Annotated in this window: 22 protein-coding genes; all 22 read right to left on the bottom strand. The window is 38.5% G+C overall.

The features are described 5' to 3' along the window. Entirely contained in the window at positions 1-2280 is a 2280-nt protein-coding gene (gene hypF / locus BUA02_RS13290) for a carbamoyltransferase HypF (RefSeq protein ID WP_072705006.1), read from the bottom strand. Continuing rightward, entirely contained in the window at positions 2280-2783 is a 504-nt protein-coding gene (locus tag BUA02_RS13285) for a 4Fe-4S binding protein (protein WP_072705003.1), read from the bottom strand. Before BUA02_RS13285 ends, hypF begins: the two co-directional genes overlap by 1 nt. Positions 2784-2808: 25 nt before the next feature. Then, on the bottom strand, positions 2809-3888 hold the full coding sequence (locus BUA02_RS13280; RefSeq protein WP_072705001.1) for a hydrogenase large subunit: 1080 nt from the start codon (positions 3886-3888) through the stop codon (positions 2809-2811). 15 nt (positions 3889-3903) lie between these two features. Beyond that, a complete protein-coding gene (locus tag BUA02_RS13275) occupies positions 3904-4236 on the bottom strand; it encodes an NADH-quinone oxidoreductase subunit C (protein ID WP_072704999.1) in 333 nt (110 codons plus the stop codon). Next, positions 4236-4919: an NADH-quinone oxidoreductase subunit B family protein gene (locus tag BUA02_RS16195; protein ID WP_072704997.1), complete on the bottom strand. Its 684-nt coding sequence runs from the start codon at positions 4917-4919 to the stop codon at positions 4236-4238. Before BUA02_RS16195 ends, BUA02_RS13275 begins: the two co-directional genes overlap by 1 nt. A gap of 23 nt (positions 4920-4942) precedes the next feature. Continuing rightward, positions 4943-5812, bottom strand: a complete 870-nt coding sequence (locus BUA02_RS13265; RefSeq protein ID WP_071176123.1) for a complex I subunit 1 family protein — start codon at positions 5810-5812, stop codon at positions 4943-4945. After that, positions 5812-7656 (bottom strand): NADH-quinone oxidoreductase subunit 5 family protein, encoded by a 1845-nt coding sequence (locus tag BUA02_RS13260; RefSeq protein ID WP_242946512.1) that lies wholly within the window; start codon positions 7654-7656, stop codon positions 5812-5814. The genes BUA02_RS13265 and BUA02_RS13260 overlap by 1 nt, the downstream gene beginning before the upstream one ends. 134 nt (positions 7657-7790) lie before the next feature. Beyond that, on the bottom strand, positions 7791-8087 hold the full coding sequence (locus BUA02_RS13255; RefSeq protein WP_072704994.1) for a metal-sensing transcriptional repressor: 297 nt from the start codon (positions 8085-8087) through the stop codon (positions 7791-7793). 134 nt (positions 8088-8221) lie between these two features. Next, positions 8222-8665 (bottom strand): MarR family winged helix-turn-helix transcriptional regulator, encoded by a 444-nt coding sequence (locus BUA02_RS13250; protein ID WP_072704991.1) that lies wholly within the window; start codon positions 8663-8665, stop codon positions 8222-8224. 89 nt (positions 8666-8754) lie between these two features. Then, positions 8755-9033 (bottom strand): cell division topological specificity factor MinE, encoded by a 279-nt coding sequence (minE, locus tag BUA02_RS13245; RefSeq protein ID WP_071176126.1) that lies wholly within the window; start codon positions 9031-9033, stop codon positions 8755-8757. Positions 9034-9048: 15 nt separating this feature from the next. Continuing rightward, positions 9049-9828 carry a septum site-determining protein MinD gene (gene minD, locus BUA02_RS13240; protein ID WP_071176127.1) on the bottom strand — a complete coding sequence of 260 codons (780 nt, stop codon included), beginning with the start codon at positions 9826-9828 and terminating at the stop codon, positions 9049-9051. 12 nt (positions 9829-9840) lie between these two features. After that, entirely contained in the window at positions 9841-10602 is a 762-nt protein-coding gene (gene minC, locus BUA02_RS13235) for a septum site-determining protein MinC (protein WP_072704988.1), read from the bottom strand. 159 nt (positions 10603-10761) lie between these two features. Continuing rightward, positions 10762-11715 (bottom strand): translation elongation factor Ts, encoded by a 954-nt coding sequence (tsf, locus tag BUA02_RS13230; protein WP_072704985.1) that lies wholly within the window; start codon positions 11713-11715, stop codon positions 10762-10764. Positions 11716-11791: 76 nt separating this feature from the next. Next, complete coding sequence (gene rpsB, locus BUA02_RS13225; RefSeq protein WP_072704981.1) at positions 11792-12541, bottom strand: 30S ribosomal protein S2; 750 nt, start codon at positions 12539-12541, stop codon at positions 11792-11794. Positions 12542-12845: 304 nt separating this feature from the next. Beyond that, positions 12846-13601 carry a hypothetical protein gene (locus tag BUA02_RS13220; RefSeq protein ID WP_072704978.1) on the bottom strand — a complete coding sequence of 252 codons (756 nt, stop codon included), beginning with the start codon at positions 13599-13601 and terminating at the stop codon, positions 12846-12848. Between the two features lie 15 nt (positions 13602-13616). Beyond that, positions 13617-14615, bottom strand: coding sequence for a DUF6115 domain-containing protein (locus tag BUA02_RS13215; protein ID WP_072704975.1), 999 nt, complete (start codon positions 14613-14615; stop codon positions 13617-13619). Positions 14616-14687: 72 nt separating this feature from the next. Then, positions 14688-15077, bottom strand: coding sequence for a hypothetical protein (locus BUA02_RS13210; protein WP_072704972.1), 390 nt, complete (start codon positions 15075-15077; stop codon positions 14688-14690). Between the two features lie 42 nt (positions 15078-15119). Then, positions 15120-16697 (bottom strand): DUF342 domain-containing protein, encoded by a 1578-nt coding sequence (locus BUA02_RS13205; protein WP_072704969.1) that lies wholly within the window; start codon positions 16695-16697, stop codon positions 15120-15122. A 33-nt stretch (positions 16698-16730) separates the two neighbouring features. After that, positions 16731-17504: a FliA/WhiG family RNA polymerase sigma factor gene (locus tag BUA02_RS13200; RefSeq protein WP_071176135.1), complete on the bottom strand. Its 774-nt coding sequence runs from the start codon at positions 17502-17504 to the stop codon at positions 16731-16733. Between the two features lie 26 nt (positions 17505-17530). Further along, positions 17531-17866 carry a hypothetical protein gene (locus BUA02_RS13195; protein WP_071176136.1) on the bottom strand — a complete coding sequence of 112 codons (336 nt, stop codon included), beginning with the start codon at positions 17864-17866 and terminating at the stop codon, positions 17531-17533. Next, positions 17863-18348, bottom strand: a complete 486-nt coding sequence (locus BUA02_RS13190; RefSeq protein ID WP_071176137.1) for a chemotaxis protein CheD — start codon at positions 18346-18348, stop codon at positions 17863-17865. Before BUA02_RS13190 ends, BUA02_RS13195 begins: the two co-directional genes overlap by 4 nt. Positions 18349-18362: 14 nt before the next feature. Beyond that, on the bottom strand, positions 18363-18995 hold the full coding sequence (locus tag BUA02_RS13185) for a chemotaxis protein CheC (RefSeq protein ID WP_072704966.1): 633 nt from the start codon (positions 18993-18995) through the stop codon (positions 18363-18365). Between the last annotated feature and the right edge of the window lie 11 nt (positions 18996-19006).

The following is a 19006-nucleotide window of genomic DNA, read 5'->3' as shown; positions in this document are numbered from 1 at the left end:
TTAACGCCTTTCTAAACCTTTACAGATAAGTCCATAATAGGCCTGACCTGTAGCTACACCGGAATCACCACAAGGAACCTGGTTATTCCAGTATACTTTAAAATCATTATCTCTAAGAATCCTGATACATTCTCTAAGAAGTATCCTGTTATTAAATACTCCGCCAGATAAACAAATCTTATCTTCTGAAGTTTCACGTCTTATTATACAACATATTTCTTTTACAAAGGATACGATTGCCATATGAAATCCATAGGCTATATCAGATATTTCATAGCTTTTTTCTGCGTAAACCCTCTTTATCTGATCAAAGAGATCAAGCTGGTCTGCTATATATGTTCCATCATGATCTTTTAATATCTTAAACTCAAAGTCTGGATAGTTTTCTTTATTCGAAGATTCAGCTATATTCTCTAAAAGAATTGCGCATTCACCTTCAAAGGAGTTGTATTTTTTTATATCCAAAAGCGCAGAAACACAGTCAAAAAGTCTTCCCATACTGGATGTTTCAAAAACATTTATCTTATTTGATAAAGCTGCCTCAACAAGTTTATCATCTATATCGTAGTTAAGAGCTTTTTCATAGCATTTTTTTACCAGTTCAGCGTTCTTTGGAGCACTATTTCCGCCTGAAAGCATCACATATGACAAATGACATTTTCTTGAAAAATCACTGCCATTACAATGTAATATCTCCCCGCCCCATACTTTACCGTCTGTTCCATATCCTGTTCCATCAAAAGAAATTCCGATACATGAAAGCAGTGAATGTTCTGCCATTACTGAAAGAGAATGGGCAAAATGATGCTGAACATAGGAAATATCCAGATTCTTTTCATCTGAAAGTTCCTTAGCATACCTAGTTGAAAAATACAAAGGATGAAGGTCACAAATAATATGATCTGGCTTAAATTCAAATAGCTTAAGATACTGATCAATTATTTTTTTATAGGATATGTAAGTATTTGTACTTTCAAGATCCCCAATATACTGAGAAGGAATGATCCTATCATTTTTGGCTAGAGCAAAAGTGCTCTTTAGATCTCCGCCAATTGCAAGATAAGAGTTTTTTTTCTTGTATCCAGGCTTTATCAATAACGGAAGTGGTGCATAGCCTCTAGCTCTTCTGATATATTGAACAGAATATTCGTTATTTCCAGTATCTATCACAAAACAAACCGAATCGTCCTGAGGCATCACTATTTCTCTATTATGAAACAGCATTCCATCTATCTTTTTCAAAAAAGCATCTTTAAATATCTCATCATCTATAATGATATTATCATCAGATAAATTGCCACTTGTACAGATGATTGGACCTACAGCGTCACACAAAAGCCTGTGAATACCAGATGAAGGTAAAAACGCACCAATATACTGACTGTCTCTACATACTTCATAAGGCATATCTTTTATTTTGTTTAATAAAACTATAGGTCTTGCAAAAGACCTAAGTAATTCTTCTTCTTTTTCATTGACAAGACAATACTCTTTAACATGCTTTATATCAGCAAACATTACGGCAAAAGGCTTATTTTCTCTTCCTTTTATGCTTCTTAGTCTCTTAGCTGGTTCTGCACAAGTTTTACAAACAAATTGGTATCCAGAAAGGCCCTTCAAACCGATTATCCCACCATTAGAAAGTACTTCAATCGCCTTATCTACTGCTTCATTACCGGAAGCTGAAAACAGGTTGCCATCACTAAAATGAGAAAATACCATCTGCGGACCACAATCATGACAGGAAATAGTCTGTGCATGCTTTCTTCTGCCATCAAGATATTCTTTGTGGCAGCTCGGACACATTTTAAACTTTTTCATTTTAGTTGTGTTTCTGTCATATGGGAGACTTTCTATGATGCTAAGTCTTGGGCCACAAGATGCACAGCTAATAAGGGGATACCTATATCGTCTGTCTTTTTTGTCTAAAAGCTCATATAAACAATGATCACAAATTCCAATATCCGGTAAAAATACAGGAAGTTCATCGGATAAAGAGATGCTTTCACTATCAATAATCCTGAAATCATCATAGTTTGTAGATGGATGATCAATTGTTTCAGATTCGACATCCAAAATAATAGCACCTGAAGGATAATCAGAATAAAGAGAACCTAAAAAAGAGCGCACTTTATCTTCATTTCCAGATGCTATGATCTCAACAGCTGCGCCAATGTTTTTGACGTAGCCTGTTATTCCATATTCAGTTGCTTTATTTGCAATAAAGGGGCGATAGCCAACACCCTGCACCGCCCCTTTAACCTTAATGGAAATAACCATCAGTCTTTCTTTTCTTCTGTATTAGTAGTCTGAGCTGCTGGAGTAACAGGAGCCGCCTTAGGTGCTTCTGTGTTACCTGCAGCCTGAGCGGCTTGAGCAGCTTTAGCAGCGGCTGCGGCAGCTGCACGCTCTTTTGCAGCTTTCATAAGTGCTTCCTGAGCAGCTATAGCCTTTTCAGACTGTTTAAATGTCTTAGTTACTTTTTCATCACCTGGTTCCTGGAATCTAAGGCCCATTGAAAGTGACTTTTTAGGACAATTATCTACGCAGCATCTACACTGAATGCAGCTCATAGGTCTGATAGACCAGGTCTTTGCAACCTTGTCTACAGTGATAGCATGTGTAGGACATTTGATTGAGCAAAGTCCGCATAATACGCAAAGATCCATGTCATTTTCAACGTGTCCTCTTGTTCCTTCAGGATATTCTTTTTCTGATTTTCTTGTATATGGCTTTGATACCAGGTTACGAAGAATTGTTTTCTTAAAACTTACAATTGCCATTTTTCATCTCCATTTATATGACGTATTATCTCTCAGTACAGCTAATGCAAGGATCGATAGTAAGTACAAGAATAGGAACATCAGCAAGTTCGCATCCCTTCAAAGTCTCTACAAGACCTGACAGATTTGCAAATGTGGGGGTGCGGACTCTCATTCTGTCTATGAACTTAGTTCCGTTAGCCTTTACATAGTAAAGAGCTTCACCTCTTGGCTGTTCTATTCTCATCATATATTCGCCGTTTGGCATTCCCTTAGCAGGAACATCGATATCACCTGAAGGCATCTTATCAATGAGCTGACGAATAATATCAAATGACTGGAATATCTCTTTGATACGGCATTCTGTTCTTGCGTAAGAATCACCTTCATTTGAGATAATTGGCTCGAAATCTACATCACCGTAAGCACAATAACCTGTTGATCTGATGTCTCTAGCAATTCCACTAGCTCTAAGGAATGGTCCAGCACATCCTAAAGCATCAGCCTGCTCTGCAGTTAAAACGCCTACACCGCGAAGTCTTGTCTGAACAGCTTTATCAAGAAGGAATGGCTTAGCGATTGCTTTTAAGTCTTCTTCCATCTTATTGATTCTCTGATAGAAATCCTTGAGCATCTCATCACTTACATCTCTTCTGATACCGCCAACCTTCATTACAGAGAAGATAACTCTTCCACCTGTTGAAGCTTCAAACATATCTAGTGCATCCTCTCTAAGTCTCCAGCAATCCATGTAAAGAGACTCAAATCCGAATGCATCAGCTAAAAGGCCAAGCCAGAGAAGATGTGAATGGATTCTGCTAAGCTCTGACCAGATAGTTCTAAGATATTTTGCTCTTGCAGGAACATCGATATCCATAATATGCTCTACAGCCTCAGAATAACCAAGACCATGGCCAAGTGAACAGATACCGCAGATACGTTCTGCAACATAAACCATCTCATTAAAATCTTTTTTATCTACCAGCTTTTCAAGACCTCTATGGATAAATCCAATTGAAGGGATGGCTTCTACAACCTTTTCATCCTCCATTACAAGGTCCAAATGAATTGGCTCCGGAAGAACCGGATGCTGGGGTCCAAATGGTATTACACTTCTATTAGACATTATTGGTTCCTCCGATTACTTAAATGGTGTCTCGATCGCTGTACGATAGAGTTTACCTTCATAGTCAATATTGATCATCTTGATCTGTACGCCAAAAAGATCATGCATCTCGTTTTCATAAATAAAAGCACAAGGATAAATACTTGTGATACTTGAAATCTCCTGATCTTCAGGAAGAGTCATCTTGAGCTGTTTAACTTCAAGTTCTTTTCCGAATGTATAGATGAGTTCATAAGCATCAGGAACTCGTGTAGCACACTGCTGCATAAGATGATAACCTGCAAACTTAAGCTTCTGAGATTCATCAATAATGTTTTCAGGATTAACATTAACAAATTCTGTATTCATTATGCTTTGTCTCCTTTCTCAGAATCAGCTGTTGCAGCTACTACCTGTGCAGGCTTTGGAGCTACATTTGCTGCTGGTGCTGCAGGTGCTACTGGCTTAGGAGCGGGCTTATTTGTAGCCTTGATCTTCTCTTCAGCCTGCTGTCTAAGTGCTTCCTCAGTAAGAACAGCATCGTACTGAGTACTTGGATCATAGTCATCTGCAGTCATATGAATAGCCATCTTGCTATAGTCTACTGTACAGTAGCCAGCCTTCATGGACTCTTTTAATTTTTTCTTCTTTTCTTCAAGGATGCCTACTGCCTTAACAACACCCTCGATAAGTGCTTCAGGCCTAACAGCACAACCAGGAACATATACATCAACAGGAACTACCTTATCGGCACCTCCTAAGATGTTATAGCATTCCTTGAAAATGCCGCCGTCACAAGCACAGATACCACATGCAACTACAACCTTTGGATCAGGCATCATATTGTAAAGCTGTCTGATAACTGGTGCTGTCTGAGCATTAACACCACCAGTCAAAAGAAGCACGTCTGCATGCTTAGGATTACCTGTGTTAATAATACCAAAACGCTCTACGTCATAAAGTGGAGTCATTGTGGCAAGAACTTCTATATCACAGCCGTTACAGCTGGATCCATCATAATGTAACACCCATGGTGATTTAGATATTTTCATAGATCTCACTTTCCCTTCTCGTCTTATTTAAGTACGTTAAGAATCAGCAGATTAGTTCCTGCAAATATAAGGATAACTGACCATGTAACCTTGAGCATTGTAATGTATTTAACACGTGGGAAAAGATTATCAATAAGTGTCTCAAGGAAAAATACTACTGCACAAGCAAGTATTGCCCAAAGTCTGCTAATTGGGTTAGCTGTAATGAAGAACATTCCAACAATACCCATCATAAGTACAAGATCATACCACTCTGCGATCTCTACAAACGCAAGGTTATTACCAGAAAGATCTGTTGTAAGACCTTTTACCATTTCCTGATGCATATGGTGTGAAGTACTAAGGTCAAATGGTGACTTACGAAGCTTGATGATAAGAATGAACACAAATCCAATGAAGAAACCAGGAATCTGAGCGATTGCTGGAATCTTTGCCTGAATCAGATCATCAACCATAAAGCTTCCATTTGCATAATAGAAACCAATTGCTACAAGAAGTGTCATAGGCTCATAGCACATCATCTGTAAAAGCTCACGCTGAGCGCCCATTATACTGTAAGGTCCATTGGTTGAAAATGCAGCCATAACCATAACTACTTCTGACATTGAAAGGGCGAAGAAAACAAGAAGCATATCACCGCCTGCAAAGAACAATGCACCTGTGAAAATAGTCATAATAAGATATCCAGTAACAAACAAAACCTGAATACTGTTAACTACAGTTGTCTGCTTGTTAAGGAGCTTAAATACGTCATAAAAAGGCTGGAAAAGAGGTGGGCCCTGTCTTCCCTGCATACGAGCAGAAATGATTCTATCAAGTCCTGCAAGTGTGCCTCCAATCAGAGGAGCAAGTAAAATATAGATCAACGCTTTAATAAACATTCCAAGTGTCATTAGAAAGCACCTCCAACCACAATAATAAGCATAACTGCAACAAGTACAGTCGAAACATAGATGCATGGTCTAAGCAGCTTCTTTTCACCAAAGTAATCAATCATATACCAGTTTGACATATAAAGAGCTCTCTCTTTACCAAAAGAGTCGATATAATGTCTGTCATCACCAGCATTGACACCAGCTACATAAGACATAGTCATCTTAGAATTCTTACCGATTGAAAGGAATCTTGATCCAATAGGAATCATAAAGATCATAGCAACCATTATCATCATTACGATTGAATCTCCGGTTCCGATAACATCAGGAATGTTAGTATGGAAAGCCTCATCAAGTATAGGCTGAACCATATGACCAGACATCCAAGGGAATGCAAAGCACATTACTACTATCATTGTTGTAAGTGGGAAGATTGAGATCATCTCACTTCTAGGAGTAATATCATCAAGTTCAAAGGACTGATGAATTACTGCACAAATCTTACCAAGCCATTTTGCCCAGTAGAAAAGTGTACTTCCTGAACCAAATACAAGGAAAAGAACAAGCCATACTGAACCTGAATCTACGAATGATTTAAGAGCAGCCCACTTTGATACGAGCATACCAAATGGAGCCATGAACATTCCGCAGATACCAATGATCATGATAAATGCAAGTCTAGGAAGCTTAATGATAAGTCCATGCATATCCTCAATATCACGGCTACCCATACAGTTCTCAATATCACCAACTGTCTGGAAAAGAAGTGATTTAGATACAGCGTGGAATAAAACAAGCATGATAGCAGCCCAAACACCTTCTGTTGTACCAGTACCAGCGCAGGCTGTAATAAGACCAAGATTTGAAATTGTTGAATATGCAAGTACTTTCTTACCATCACTGACTGTAATAGCCAAAAGTGATGCAGCAAAGAATGTAAAGCCACCAATAACTGTGATCATAACACCGGTAAGTGTTCCATACATCACTGGAGATACTCTGATGAGCATGTACACACCGATCTTAACCATTGTTGCTGAGTGAAGAAGTGCACTAGATGGAGTAGGTGCAACCATGGCACCAAGAAGCCATCTTGAAAATGGGAACTGTGCACTCTTTGTAAGTGCAGCAAATGCAAATAATGTTACAGGAACAATAACAAGCTCAGATGCTCCTGTCTGTGTAACCTGGCTAAGATTTGAAAAACCAAGTTCAGGATTTAAACTACAATACAAGAGACCAGCTGCGAATCCGCAACCTCCAAGAAGGTTCATCCAAAGAGCTCTGAATGAATTGTCTACTGCCTCCTGAGTTCTTGTATAACCGATCATAAGGAATGAACAAACACTGGTAATCTCCCAGAAGAAATAGATCCATCCAAGATTATCAGAAGAAATAAGTCCAAACATAGCACCAAGGAAAACAAACATGAGTGCAAGGAAATAGTTTGAACGATCCTGTACATCTGTGTGATGATGATGATAATCCTTCATATATCCAGATGCATAGATACAGATAAGAATACCTACAATACCAACAATAAGGTACATAACTGCAGCAAAAGTATCAATGCGAAGATGCATATTTCCTTCTACTGCTCTACCTGTAAGATCCATCCAAAGAACTGGAATAGTTCCTACAAGTGAAAAGATGATAGCATAGTATTTTTTATACTTGATGCTAAGGAAGCAAACAAGTCCCATCAGGAATATTTCGCCGGCAATAACGAATTTATCAGGAAGTTCAGTATGCTGTAAAAAAACAAACTGTGATGTATCACCAGATCTTAATACACTTACAGCAACATAAATAGCAGATATCATAATAGTAAATCCACCAATTATGATAACCGCACTTCTCAAAACACTAGCCTTTTTGAGACATCCTATAATAATTGCCATGATAAAGGGAAATAAGATAAGAAAGTTTACTACGTTTAAAATTGGAATAGCCAAGGTGTTTCGCCCCTTTCACATACAATTTTCATGAGAGAACCTCATGAAGTCTTCATAAATTTGTCGATAGCTTCGTTAAGTTCAACGATAGCTTCTTCATCTCCATCCTGAGCTGCATGAACAATACAATGACTGATATGTTCTTTAAGGATCTCCTTGCCACAGTTGTTGATTGCCGACCTTACAGCTGCCAGTTGAACCAAAACCTCAGAACAATCTCTGTCATCCTCTACCATCCTCTTTACAGATTCTAGATGCCCTATTGCCTTAGACAATCTATTGACGATAGCTTTCATCTTCTCAGGATCATGGTGATGATTATGGGTATGAGAACTCATAAAAACCTCCAAAAAACAAAGTGCGTTTTCGTTAATTTTTTGACTTTTAAGATCAAAAAAATTCAATACCCAACAAAACCGCACATTTGACCGAAATTTATTATATTTCTATTGTAAAAAAAAATCAATAAATATTATCTTACATTTCCGATAATCTTATATAAAAGTTTATAGAGCACAGCTGCTTCTTCCTTGGTAAGCTTAACGCAAGCTCCCATTTCAGACGGAATCTTAATGGCTTTATCTCTCAAAGCCTCACCTTCTTTGGTAATAGTAACTACCAGATTACGCTCATCCTGATTTGATCTCTCTCTCTTTATATAGCCTTTTGACTCAAGTTTTTTGAGTACAGGAGTAAGAGTTCCGGAATCAAGATAAAGATTCTCACCAAGAGTCTTAACGTTAACACTCTTCATCTCCCACATTACCATCATAGTAATATACTGAGTATAAGTAAGATCGATCTGATCTAAATAAGGCTTATATCTTCTGATAATTTCCTTGGAACAAGCATATAAAGGAAAGCAAAGCTGGTTACCTAACTTTAGTGTTTCATATTTTTCTTCGTTTTCGCTCATATCATTCTCCCAAATATAATTTTATGCTATTTAATTATACAACAAAAAGAACGGAAAGTCACTTAGAAATGACCTTCCGTCCAATCAACTTATTTTACGTTGTGATTCATATTCTTGATAGGAATATTTGCATATAATGCAGGAACTGTTTTCCCATCATTTTCTTCAGCATCAATATGTGTGAAGTTGATGTCAATTCCATCCATATCAATTTCAGCGTATTTTGAAAGAACTTCTATAATATCACTACGAATCTTTTGCATTATTTCAGGAGAGCATGTGGCACGATCTGAAACAAGTACAAGCTTCAACCTGTCCTTAGCAACATCGCTAGAAGATTTTTTCTTAAATAAATCAGATATCTTCATACCAATCTCCTCCTATTATTTTTTCTTAAACCAGCCAAAAATACCTTTCTTGGCATCAAGGTCAAGAAATGGCACCTGCTCACCAGTTACTCTACGGCAAATGTTCATATATGCCTGACCAGCAAGTGAGTTGTCGCCAACAAGAGGTTCACCATTATTAGTAGCAATAACGATATTCTCGTCATCTGGTACCTGACCGATGAGTTCAACAGCCAGAATATCGATAACGTCGTCAGCAGACATCATCTCATGTCTCTTAACCATATCAGCACGAAGTCTGTTAACAATAAGCTGAGTCTTCTTGATCTCATTTGCTTCTAAAAGGCCAATGATCCTATCTGCATCACGTACTGCAGAAACTTCAGGTGTAGTTACTACTAACGCTCTGTCTGCGCCAGCAATAGCGTTCTTGAATCCCTGCTCGATACCAGCTGGACAATCAAGAATAATGTAATCATAATCCTGCTTAAGTTCTTCTGTGAGCTTCTTCATCTGTTCAGGAGTAACGCTTGTCTTGTCCTTTGTCTGAGCAGCTGGTAACAGGAATAAAGTCTCATACCTCTTATCTCTGATAAGAGCCTGCTTGATCTTGCAGTTACCTTCAATAACGTCAACAAGATTATATACGATCCTATTCTCTAGTCCCATTACAACATCAAGGTTACGAAGACCTATATCTGTATCAATAAGAACTACTTTTTTATTTAATTTAGCTAGACCGGTACCGATATTAGCTGTTGTGGTTGTCTTACCAACACCACCTTTACCTGATGTAACAACTATTACTTCTCCCATACTATCCTCCAATTACTTATTATTGTACTGGCGTAAAAAACCAGGTCCATAGGATGTTTTTACAATATGTCCATCACAAATGTATGCTACTTCTGGTTCATCCACAGACATACCAGATTTCTTTCTTCTGATCCTAAGCTTAGGTCCCTTGTCTGCATCTGCATCCTGTGAAATGGCAATAGCATCAGCAATCCTAACCTGTAAAGGATCAAGTTTAAGTGACATGATCACTGCATTTCTGTCTCCACCTGCGCCAGCAAAAGCATTGCCCCTAAGTTCTCCAAGAATAAAAATACTGCCATAGGATACAACATTTGCACCAGGCTTAACATCGCCTAATATAACAACATTCTGTTCACAGGAAATATCCTGACCAGAACGAAGATTACCTTTATAGATCAATGCATTATTGTTGCTAGAAAGAACGGGCTGTTCAATGTCGGCTCCCTCTACTTGAGTAGCCTCACTCTTATCTTCCTGAGTAGCATTGGAAACTGCATAGGCAAAACGTTTCTCAATATCAGCTTCCTCATCAATAATACATACAATTTTCAAACTGGAATTATCGTTGATAATATCTATAACCTGACGCTCTTCTGATTCAGAAAGCTTACGTCCCCTAACGATCAGTCCCATATTACTGCTTCCTAAAAAGCCGGAAGCCTCTTGGAACTTAGCTGCGATCTCACCCTTTAATTTCTCAAAAGGTGTATCGCCATCAAGAACTAAAATAATACCAGATTTAGTCCCCTTAATTGTAACTGTATCGTTCAAATGTCCTCACCAACCTTAAAAAATCATACCAATACAGTATAAAACATTTGTTCTGAAATTTGAAGTCTTTTTAATGAACTCTTTTTGAACAAATGTTAAAACAAAAAAATCCCACTTTCAGTTCAAACAAAGCTGAAAGTGGGAAATATATACACTTAATTAGTTAAGTCCAGCTGCCTGCTTAGCAACTTCCTCAGCAAAGTTCTCGTTCTTTTTCTCGATTCCTTCGCCAGTCTCGAAACGAACGAATCTCTTGATTGAAAGCTTAGCGTTGTTGTTCTTTGCAACCTGTGCAATGTACTGACCAACTGTCTGCTTACCATCCTCAGCTCTTACATAAACCTGCTCGTTAAGGCAGATTTCCTTGAGCTCCTTGTTAAGACGACCGATAAGCATCTTCTCGATGATCTCCTGTGGCTTTCTCTTGCCTTCTGGAAGTTCCTCGTTCTCCTTCATTGCCTGAGCAAGAAGAATTTCCTTCTCGTGATTTCTGTACTCTTCTGAAACATCTTCAGAAGCAACATACCTAGGATTAAGAGCTGCAACCTGCATAGCTACATTCTTAACAGCATCCTTGATATCGTCGTTAACAACATCTGTCTCAGCCTCAACTAAAACAGAAATTCTTCCATTACCGTGAACGTAAGGAACAACGATACCGTTAGAAGCAACAACCTTCTCAAAACGTCTGATTGAAAGTTTCTCACTGATAACTGCTGTGATCTCTACAAGAGCATCATTTACAGTCTTAGATGTATCCTGGTTCCACTTCTCTGCCATGAATGCATCCATATCCTTAGAATCTGAATTTACAGCCTGCTGAGCAACTGCCTCAACAAATGCCTGGAACTTCTCGTTCTGAGCAACGAAGTCAGTCTCTGAGTTGACCTCAACAACTGCAGCTGTTGTATCATCCTTAACAGCAATTCTTGTAAGACCTTCAGCTGCGATTCTGCTAGCCTTCTTCTCAGCCTTCATGATACCATTCTTTCTAAGGTATTCAACTGCTGCGTCCATATCTCCATTAGTCTCTGTAAGAGCCTTCTTGCACTCCATCATACCTGCGCCAGTAGACTCACGTAACTCTTTAACCATAGCTGCTGTGATAGCCATCTGTATTATCCTCCGTTATTTTATTTAAATTCGCAGCCCACCATACAGGCAGACTGCGTAAAAAATTCAATATGAATTACTCTGCAACTTCCTCAGTAGCAACTTCTTCCTCTACTTCGTAGTTAGCAGCTGCATCTGACTCAGCACCCTGATTAGCCTCGATAACAGCATCAGCCATCTTACCAACGATAAGCTTAACTGCTCTGATAGCATCATCATTACCAGGAATGATGAAATCAAGCTCTTCTGGATCACAGTTTGTATCACCGATACCGATAAGTGTGATTCCAAGAGACTCAGCTTCCTGGATGCAGATTCTTTCCTTCTTAGGATCTACAACAAAAATAGCATCTGGGATTCTCTTCATATCTCTGATTCCGCCAAGGTTAGCCTGAAGCTTAGAAAGTTCTTTCTTAAGCTGAGCTACTTCCTTCTTAGGAAGAACATCAAATGTTCCATCTTCCTGCATCTTCTCGATAGACTTCATTCTAGCGATTCTGCTCTGGATTGTCTTGAAGTTTGTGAGCATACCACCAAGCCATCTCTCATTTACATAGTACATTCCGCAACGCTCTGCCTCAGACTTAACTGCGTCCTGAGCCTGCTTCTTTGTTCCAACGAAAAGGATTGTTCCACCCTGCTGTGCAATCTCAAATACTGCCTTGTAAGCCTCGTCAACCTTTACAACTGACTTCTGAAGGTCGATGATGTGGATTCCGTTTCTCTCTGTGAAGATGTAAGGAGCCATTTTAGGGTTCCATCTTCTTGTCTGGTGTCCAAAGTGTACACCTGCCTCAAGTAACTGTTTCATTGATACAACGCTCATTTTAATACCTCCATTTGGTTAAAATCTTCCGCATATCCTTGGCCATTGATCCACAAAAGCGCGTCTTCTAAAGTGGCGGCTCCCATTCTGATCAGCAAGCTGACACCATAATGAGAATCAGATATACGTGCATATTTTGTTACTGTCCTAAGACAGTCCGTGTTAATAGGCATAATTCACCTATTAGTCCACAGCTTTTTTATACTAACACAGCTATATTCATATTTCAACACTTTTTTCAGAACAAATATCCAAAAAGTATTCTATAAAAGAAAAAACTTTCTATTTTCTAAATAGAAAGTTTTTAGTGAGTAATAATATATGCAACATCTTCATATGTAGATCCAGCCGGAAATGTTCTGGTTCCGGATCTGATGATTCTATCTAAACCTTTATCAATAAGATATCTGTTAAAAGAAACAGCGTTATCAATTACTCCTGCCTCGAAAAGTATCTGTGCTACAGCATCTGAGCTCTTTCCTCCGGGAATTGTAACTGTCTTAGTTGTTCCCGAAGTTGAAGCCTGAGTATTGTTGGTCACCTCAGCTGGTTTTTCTTCTGATTTAGCAATTTCCTGAGCCTTTTCATCGGTTTGAGCTTCTACTACTTCATTTTTAGGCTCTTCTTTAGGTTCTTCTTTTTTATCTTCTATTTTAGTTTCTGTTTTCTCAGTACTTAATTCTTTTGATGTTTCAATTGAAGCTTCTGTAACAGCTGTTCCTTCTTTTGCTTCCTTATCTTTTCCTTCTTCCTCTTTTGAAGCCAGTAAAGAAGCAGATTCACTTGCCGAAGCGAATTCTTCGTCGACTTCTTTAGATATTTCTTTTCCTGCTTCATCCAATGCCTGATCGGATGAAGATGTATTCGATTCTTCAACTTCATCACCTTCATTCACCGAGTCAGATAAAACACCACCATCAGTCATTCCAAGCTCTTTGGCTCTCTCAATTACTTCAGCATCACTCATTGTTGTCTTACGTCCGCCTAGAGCAAATCCCATGACAATAGCAGTTAAAATGACTCCTATGCCAATACCCCTAAGATAATACTTTAATTTCATTCCTCTGTAATTTCCTTACTTAACTTTTCTATGTTTATTAGAAAGATCTATAACAAGCTTAACTTCACCAATACCAAGTCCTAGCTCTCTTGCTATGACCATATTAGACTTTCCAGCCTTATGCATCTCAATGATCTGTCTATTCTGAGAAATAGGATCATTAGCTGTAAGTTCTTTCATATTCCTATCTGGGTTAGAAGGTTTAACATCATTTATTGAAACAACCTTTGCACTTGTCGTCTCTTTTGGCTCGGCACTGATCTTATTGCCAATCACGTGAAGATTCAAAGCTTGTTCTTCCTTGATGACTTCAGCAGGAATTGCATCAAGCTCTTTTAATTCCTTAATATTCTTTTCTTCAACGTATCCACTGGACACATTGCCTATTGGTTCAGGTCCAGCTAGATCCTGCTCATTCTCAACTACAGGAGAAACTGGAGAAACGTTATATTTTTCTTTGTAAGGAATCCTGATACCGCTTGGTTTATCCTCTTCTTCATCAAGAAGAATAGCTCTGACATTACTCTCAGCAAAAGAAGCACCTGAAATAGTCTTAAGTGAATCAGTTGCCTGCCTTGCCTCATTGGCAGTAGCTTCCGCATCCATAACAGTTTTTTTTGCTTCATCAGCCTTTCTTGTAACTTCAGAAACTACATCAGTAAGATTCTTATGCTTATCATTAAGCATATCGTACATAAACATTACTTCATCATGATTTTTATGAATATCATTTATGACGGTGTCAGAATATTCACCAATTGCAGAAAGTTTTTCGTTAGAAATACGCTCCATTGCGCGTTCAGTTCTATCAAGGGAATTATCGACGGTGTCATCTACCATGTTCTCAATGGTTTCCTTCTGGTCTTCTACTTCACGACGAACAAGCTCACGGATTTCTCTTTCCATAAGCAATTTATCCTCTTCGTCGATATCTTTTCCAGCAGGAAGAAGATAACCCAATATGATTGCTGCAAATCCTGCAACAATGAGCACAATCTCAGTAATACTTATCATTTCTCCGCCCAAGCACCCCATATTAAATCTAATTACAATACTATTGCAATACTTTATTATAATATAGAAATATCAAATCTTCAAATCAAAACCCGACGAAATCTGAAGATCAATAGGTTTACCATGTCTGTCGAGCATATTACTTGCCATTTTTTCCATTTTGTCGGTAGAAAGCTGTCTTTCCAATAAAGGATTCTTATCATCCTTTTCTTTTTGCTTTCTGTTACGTCCGCCATCGCCCATGTACTCGTTACTACCCTTACCCTGAGCGTCAGATTGTAACTCTCCCTGGCCGACATCATCCTTTTGATTTACAGAGTTCTTTTGATTATCGACTTCTTCATTAAACTGAGTCTGAAAGATTTCTCTGTCCATCATAGGTCTGGCATCTTCAGCAGCCTTGACGTTTGATACTTCATTGGATGCAGCAATTACCCCGAAATCGATTCTGTTAATTGACATATTCTGCTCCTCCGTTTCAGGCGAGCACTCCAAAAATGTTCGTCAAATCGGTGCAAGCCTTACATCGCCTTCTTTCACTACAAATTTACTATATTGCACTGGTTTTTTCACTATCATGGACAATTCCCCAATGTTCACGGTAGTTCCAGGATATGCTGTTCCTTCGACAACTACATAGGCTTCTTTGGATTCTGAAAGTTTTTCCATAAGTTCGCTATATTCTTCTGAATCATTCGCAATAGCCTCTGTTAAAGACTTATTCATATCAATGAGCTTTTTAGCATTAGCAACCTGATCAGGAGAAAACTTAGCTCCTGCCTTGAGCATCTTGGTGAAACCTTCAATAGTAGGTTTAATGCTCTCAATTGTCTTTTGGTTAGTTGTCATATTCTTTTGTAATTCTTTAAGCCTAAGCTTTAACTGAGGATCTGCGCCAACCTCAACAATTGTATTGGCCCCCATCTCAGATCCAAGGATCTTTGCCTGTATCTTCTCAGCAGCAATAACCTTGCCTCCAGCAATAAATCCTCTTTTTCCAGTTACGATCACTTCTGTGCCAGAAGCAACATTTGAATGCAGTATACATTCACTTGTAATACTTCCTTTTGCAGTAATTGTAGCATTTTCTATAAATTTTGTAACTATATTTCCGTCAGCTTTGATATTACCGCCAGCTTTAGCTCCACATTCCAAAATTATATCTGAGCCAGCTTCAAGTGTAGCACCTTCAACAATGCCCTTTACAACGATATTGCCGCCTGCTTTAACAGAAAAGTTAGAGGCTACAACACCTTTCACCTGAACGCTACCTTCATAATCGATGTTTCCAGTTGAAACATCTACATTTTCAAGAGTTAACACATCGGAAACAGTAACTTTTCCTTCTTTGATAGTTACATGACCTGATTTTGCTGCAGTTAAAGTCATCTTATCTTCTGATAAAGTCGTATTTTTACCAAATTTGATAAAAGTTGATTTAACAGCTGCTGGCTTAATGGTTTCGCCATAGATATTTATGCCGGCTTCACCAGGAACTTCGGGATGAAGCGTTGCCAAAAGGTCTCCTTCATTTACATTGTTTATAAGATTTAAGTGGAAATAATCTACACTTCCGTCTTCTCTTAAGGTTGGCTTTGGACGAAGGTTACGGTTAAAATGATATTCAACCATAGCGTTCTTGCCCTGCTTAACCTCTTTTCCCTGACATATTACTATTTCCTTACAATATTCTCTATGCTCAAAGAACTTATGAATATTTTCAGTCTGAATACCATAGGTATATTTCCTATAAGCAATGGTATCCATGATCTCTTTTTCTGTCAGAAGCTCAGCACCTTCTGTAGGAGGATAAAAAATAGCTGTGACAGTCATACGATCCTTTGAAACGTCAAATTTTACCCCTTCTCTTTCAGGTAAGATCTGCGCCTCTGTAAAAATAACCACTTCATCGTCAGCCTTTGTCACAGCGTCATTAATAACTACTACATCATATTGAATTTTTCTATCTTCCAAATAGTCTCTGACATCATTGACGTTTAAAGGCTCATCCCCATCTGTTGGAGGATATACTTTTATGCCAGTGCCTTTGGGTGTTATAACCAGTTGAAAATAACCATGCATACTATAGTCCCCTTTTCAATTAAGTTAAAATCACTATCTGGAGTTTGTAACTAGACCCAGGTAATTACCAAGCTTAGTTCTCATTTTCTGAAGAGCTTTAGTGTGAAGCTGAGATATTCTGGATTCAGAAACCTCCAATACCTCACTGATCTCTTTTAATGTAAGGTCTTCATAATAATATAAAAGTATGACTTTCTTTTCTTTATCAGTTAGAAGTTCCAGAGATTCTGCAAGCATCTTCTTTAGTTCTTCTTTTTCAACAGCTTCTTCAGGTTTAACAAAACCAGCGCTGTGATTATTAACATCCTCCGTAATATCTGAGCCCTGATCCATGAACTCATTTAATGATACAACACCTGTAACCTTCATCTGATTCTGCCATGAAAGATATTCATCCTCTGAAATCTCCATTTTGGCAGCTATCTCAGCATCTGTAGCCACATGTCCTGTATCTCTTTCAATTTCTCTGATTGCCGTTTCAATCTTTTTCTGTCTCTGTCTAATAGTTCTGGGAATCCAGTCCATCTTTCTGATCTGGTCAAGTATGGCACCACGTATGCGAAGGCTTGCGTAAGTTTCAAACTTAACATCCTTAAGTAGATCAAACTTGTCTATGGCATCGATAAGACCAAAGATACCATATCCCACAAGATCGTCATATTCGACGTTAAAACCAAGATACATGCTGAGTCTTCCAGCTACAAGCTTGACTAAAGGAGCATACTCTAAAATGAGCTGCTCTCTTATCTCCTGGGATTTAGATTTATTATATTCCGTCCATAACTTATTTCTGCCTGCGTCATCCATGTAAATAGTCCCCAAATCCTGTTATTTTATTCCGGGATATCATGAACATCCAAAGGTTCAACATTCTCCCCATTTTCGCCTTCGGCCTCCATGGCAGCTCGAGCCTCTTCTTCAAGACGCTCAGCCTCCATTTTTTCAGCCATGGCTTTCTCATAATTAATCTCTAAAAACCTAGTTATCATTTTTTCAACGATAAGACCTATAACCAAAAAAACGACAACTGATGTAAATACTATAACAAAGAAATCACCCGCTGGGTAGCGTTTGAAGTAAGTAAATATAGCTATGACCGCAGTAGCGGAAAGCACTACTAGCGGAGTGATAAGCTTTGTATTGATCTGTTTAATTTCATCAGTATTCATATGACCTTCTCTGGTTTCCCTACCGCTCTGATAATATAATCTCCATTTTCTGGATAAAAAATGACCGTTCGTCCATAAGAATCGCCAGTGTCTTGCGCAAGTACAGGTATGTTAAGCTCTTTTAATTTTTTTAAAGAAGCCTGTACATTTCTGTCACCTACTCTCATAGTAGCATTATTTGTCTGAAACGCAAACATCTGAGCTCCGCCAGCTATCTTAGCAACTAGTCTTGATCTGTTTGCTCCCTTTGCCACGATCTGCTTGACCAATTCCTCAATTCCTGTGTCAGCAAACTTAGGAATATTTGAATTATTCTTGATCTCAGTAGAATCCGGAAGCATAACATGAGCCAGGCCACCAATCTTGGTAACCGGATCTCTAATAGCTATTCCAACGCACGAGCCTAACCCCAAAGTGGTTATTCCATCGGGGCTTACACAAATATTTAGATCGGCCATTCCAACCTTAATAATTTGACTCATAAATTGCCCCTTTGTTAAAGAGAAACGTCTCCCATGCCAAGTGAAGAGAGAATTTTACTGTAACCATCCATATCAGGTAATAGAATAAAATAGCCACTTAACTTAAGCTCATCAAAGAATTGAGTCTCGATCAAAAGAATCTTGTCACCCATCATACCGAACTGAATAGCAGGTACACTAAGAATAGCTGCCGCCATATCAATTGCTACATATGGTATTGAAGGAATAAGCTTTAAATTTGTCATCATTGAAAGAGAATTAAGGTATGATCCGGTAATGATGTTTCCTACCTCCTTAAGAGCTGACATCTCTACTTCGTCAAAATCCTCATCTTCAGATTTAGCACCTGTTCCCATAAGCTTATCTACAAGATGTCTGGCTGCCTGCTTACCAAGAAGGAACATGATACTTCCATCAATATCACCTTCTACTGCAAGGTAGATACCAGCCATTATCTTTTCAGCTCCACCCATCAGATCACCAACATCCTTAAAATCAAGGAGTCTAACCTGAGGAACATTCATATCAACCTTTGTTCCAATCATCTGTGCAAGAGCTGTCGTAGCATTTCCTGCACCGATATTTCCCAGTTCTTTTAGAACATCAAAGTACTGGCTGGACAAATTGTCCAAACTCATTTCACCCATATTCAATCCTC

Source organism: Butyrivibrio hungatei DSM 14810, from assembly GCF_900143205.1.
GTDB lineage: Bacteria > Bacillota > Clostridia > Lachnospirales > Lachnospiraceae > Butyrivibrio > Butyrivibrio hungatei.
The sequence above is the reverse complement of the archived record's forward strand: the minus strand, read 5'-3'. Positions and strand labels throughout refer to the sequence as shown.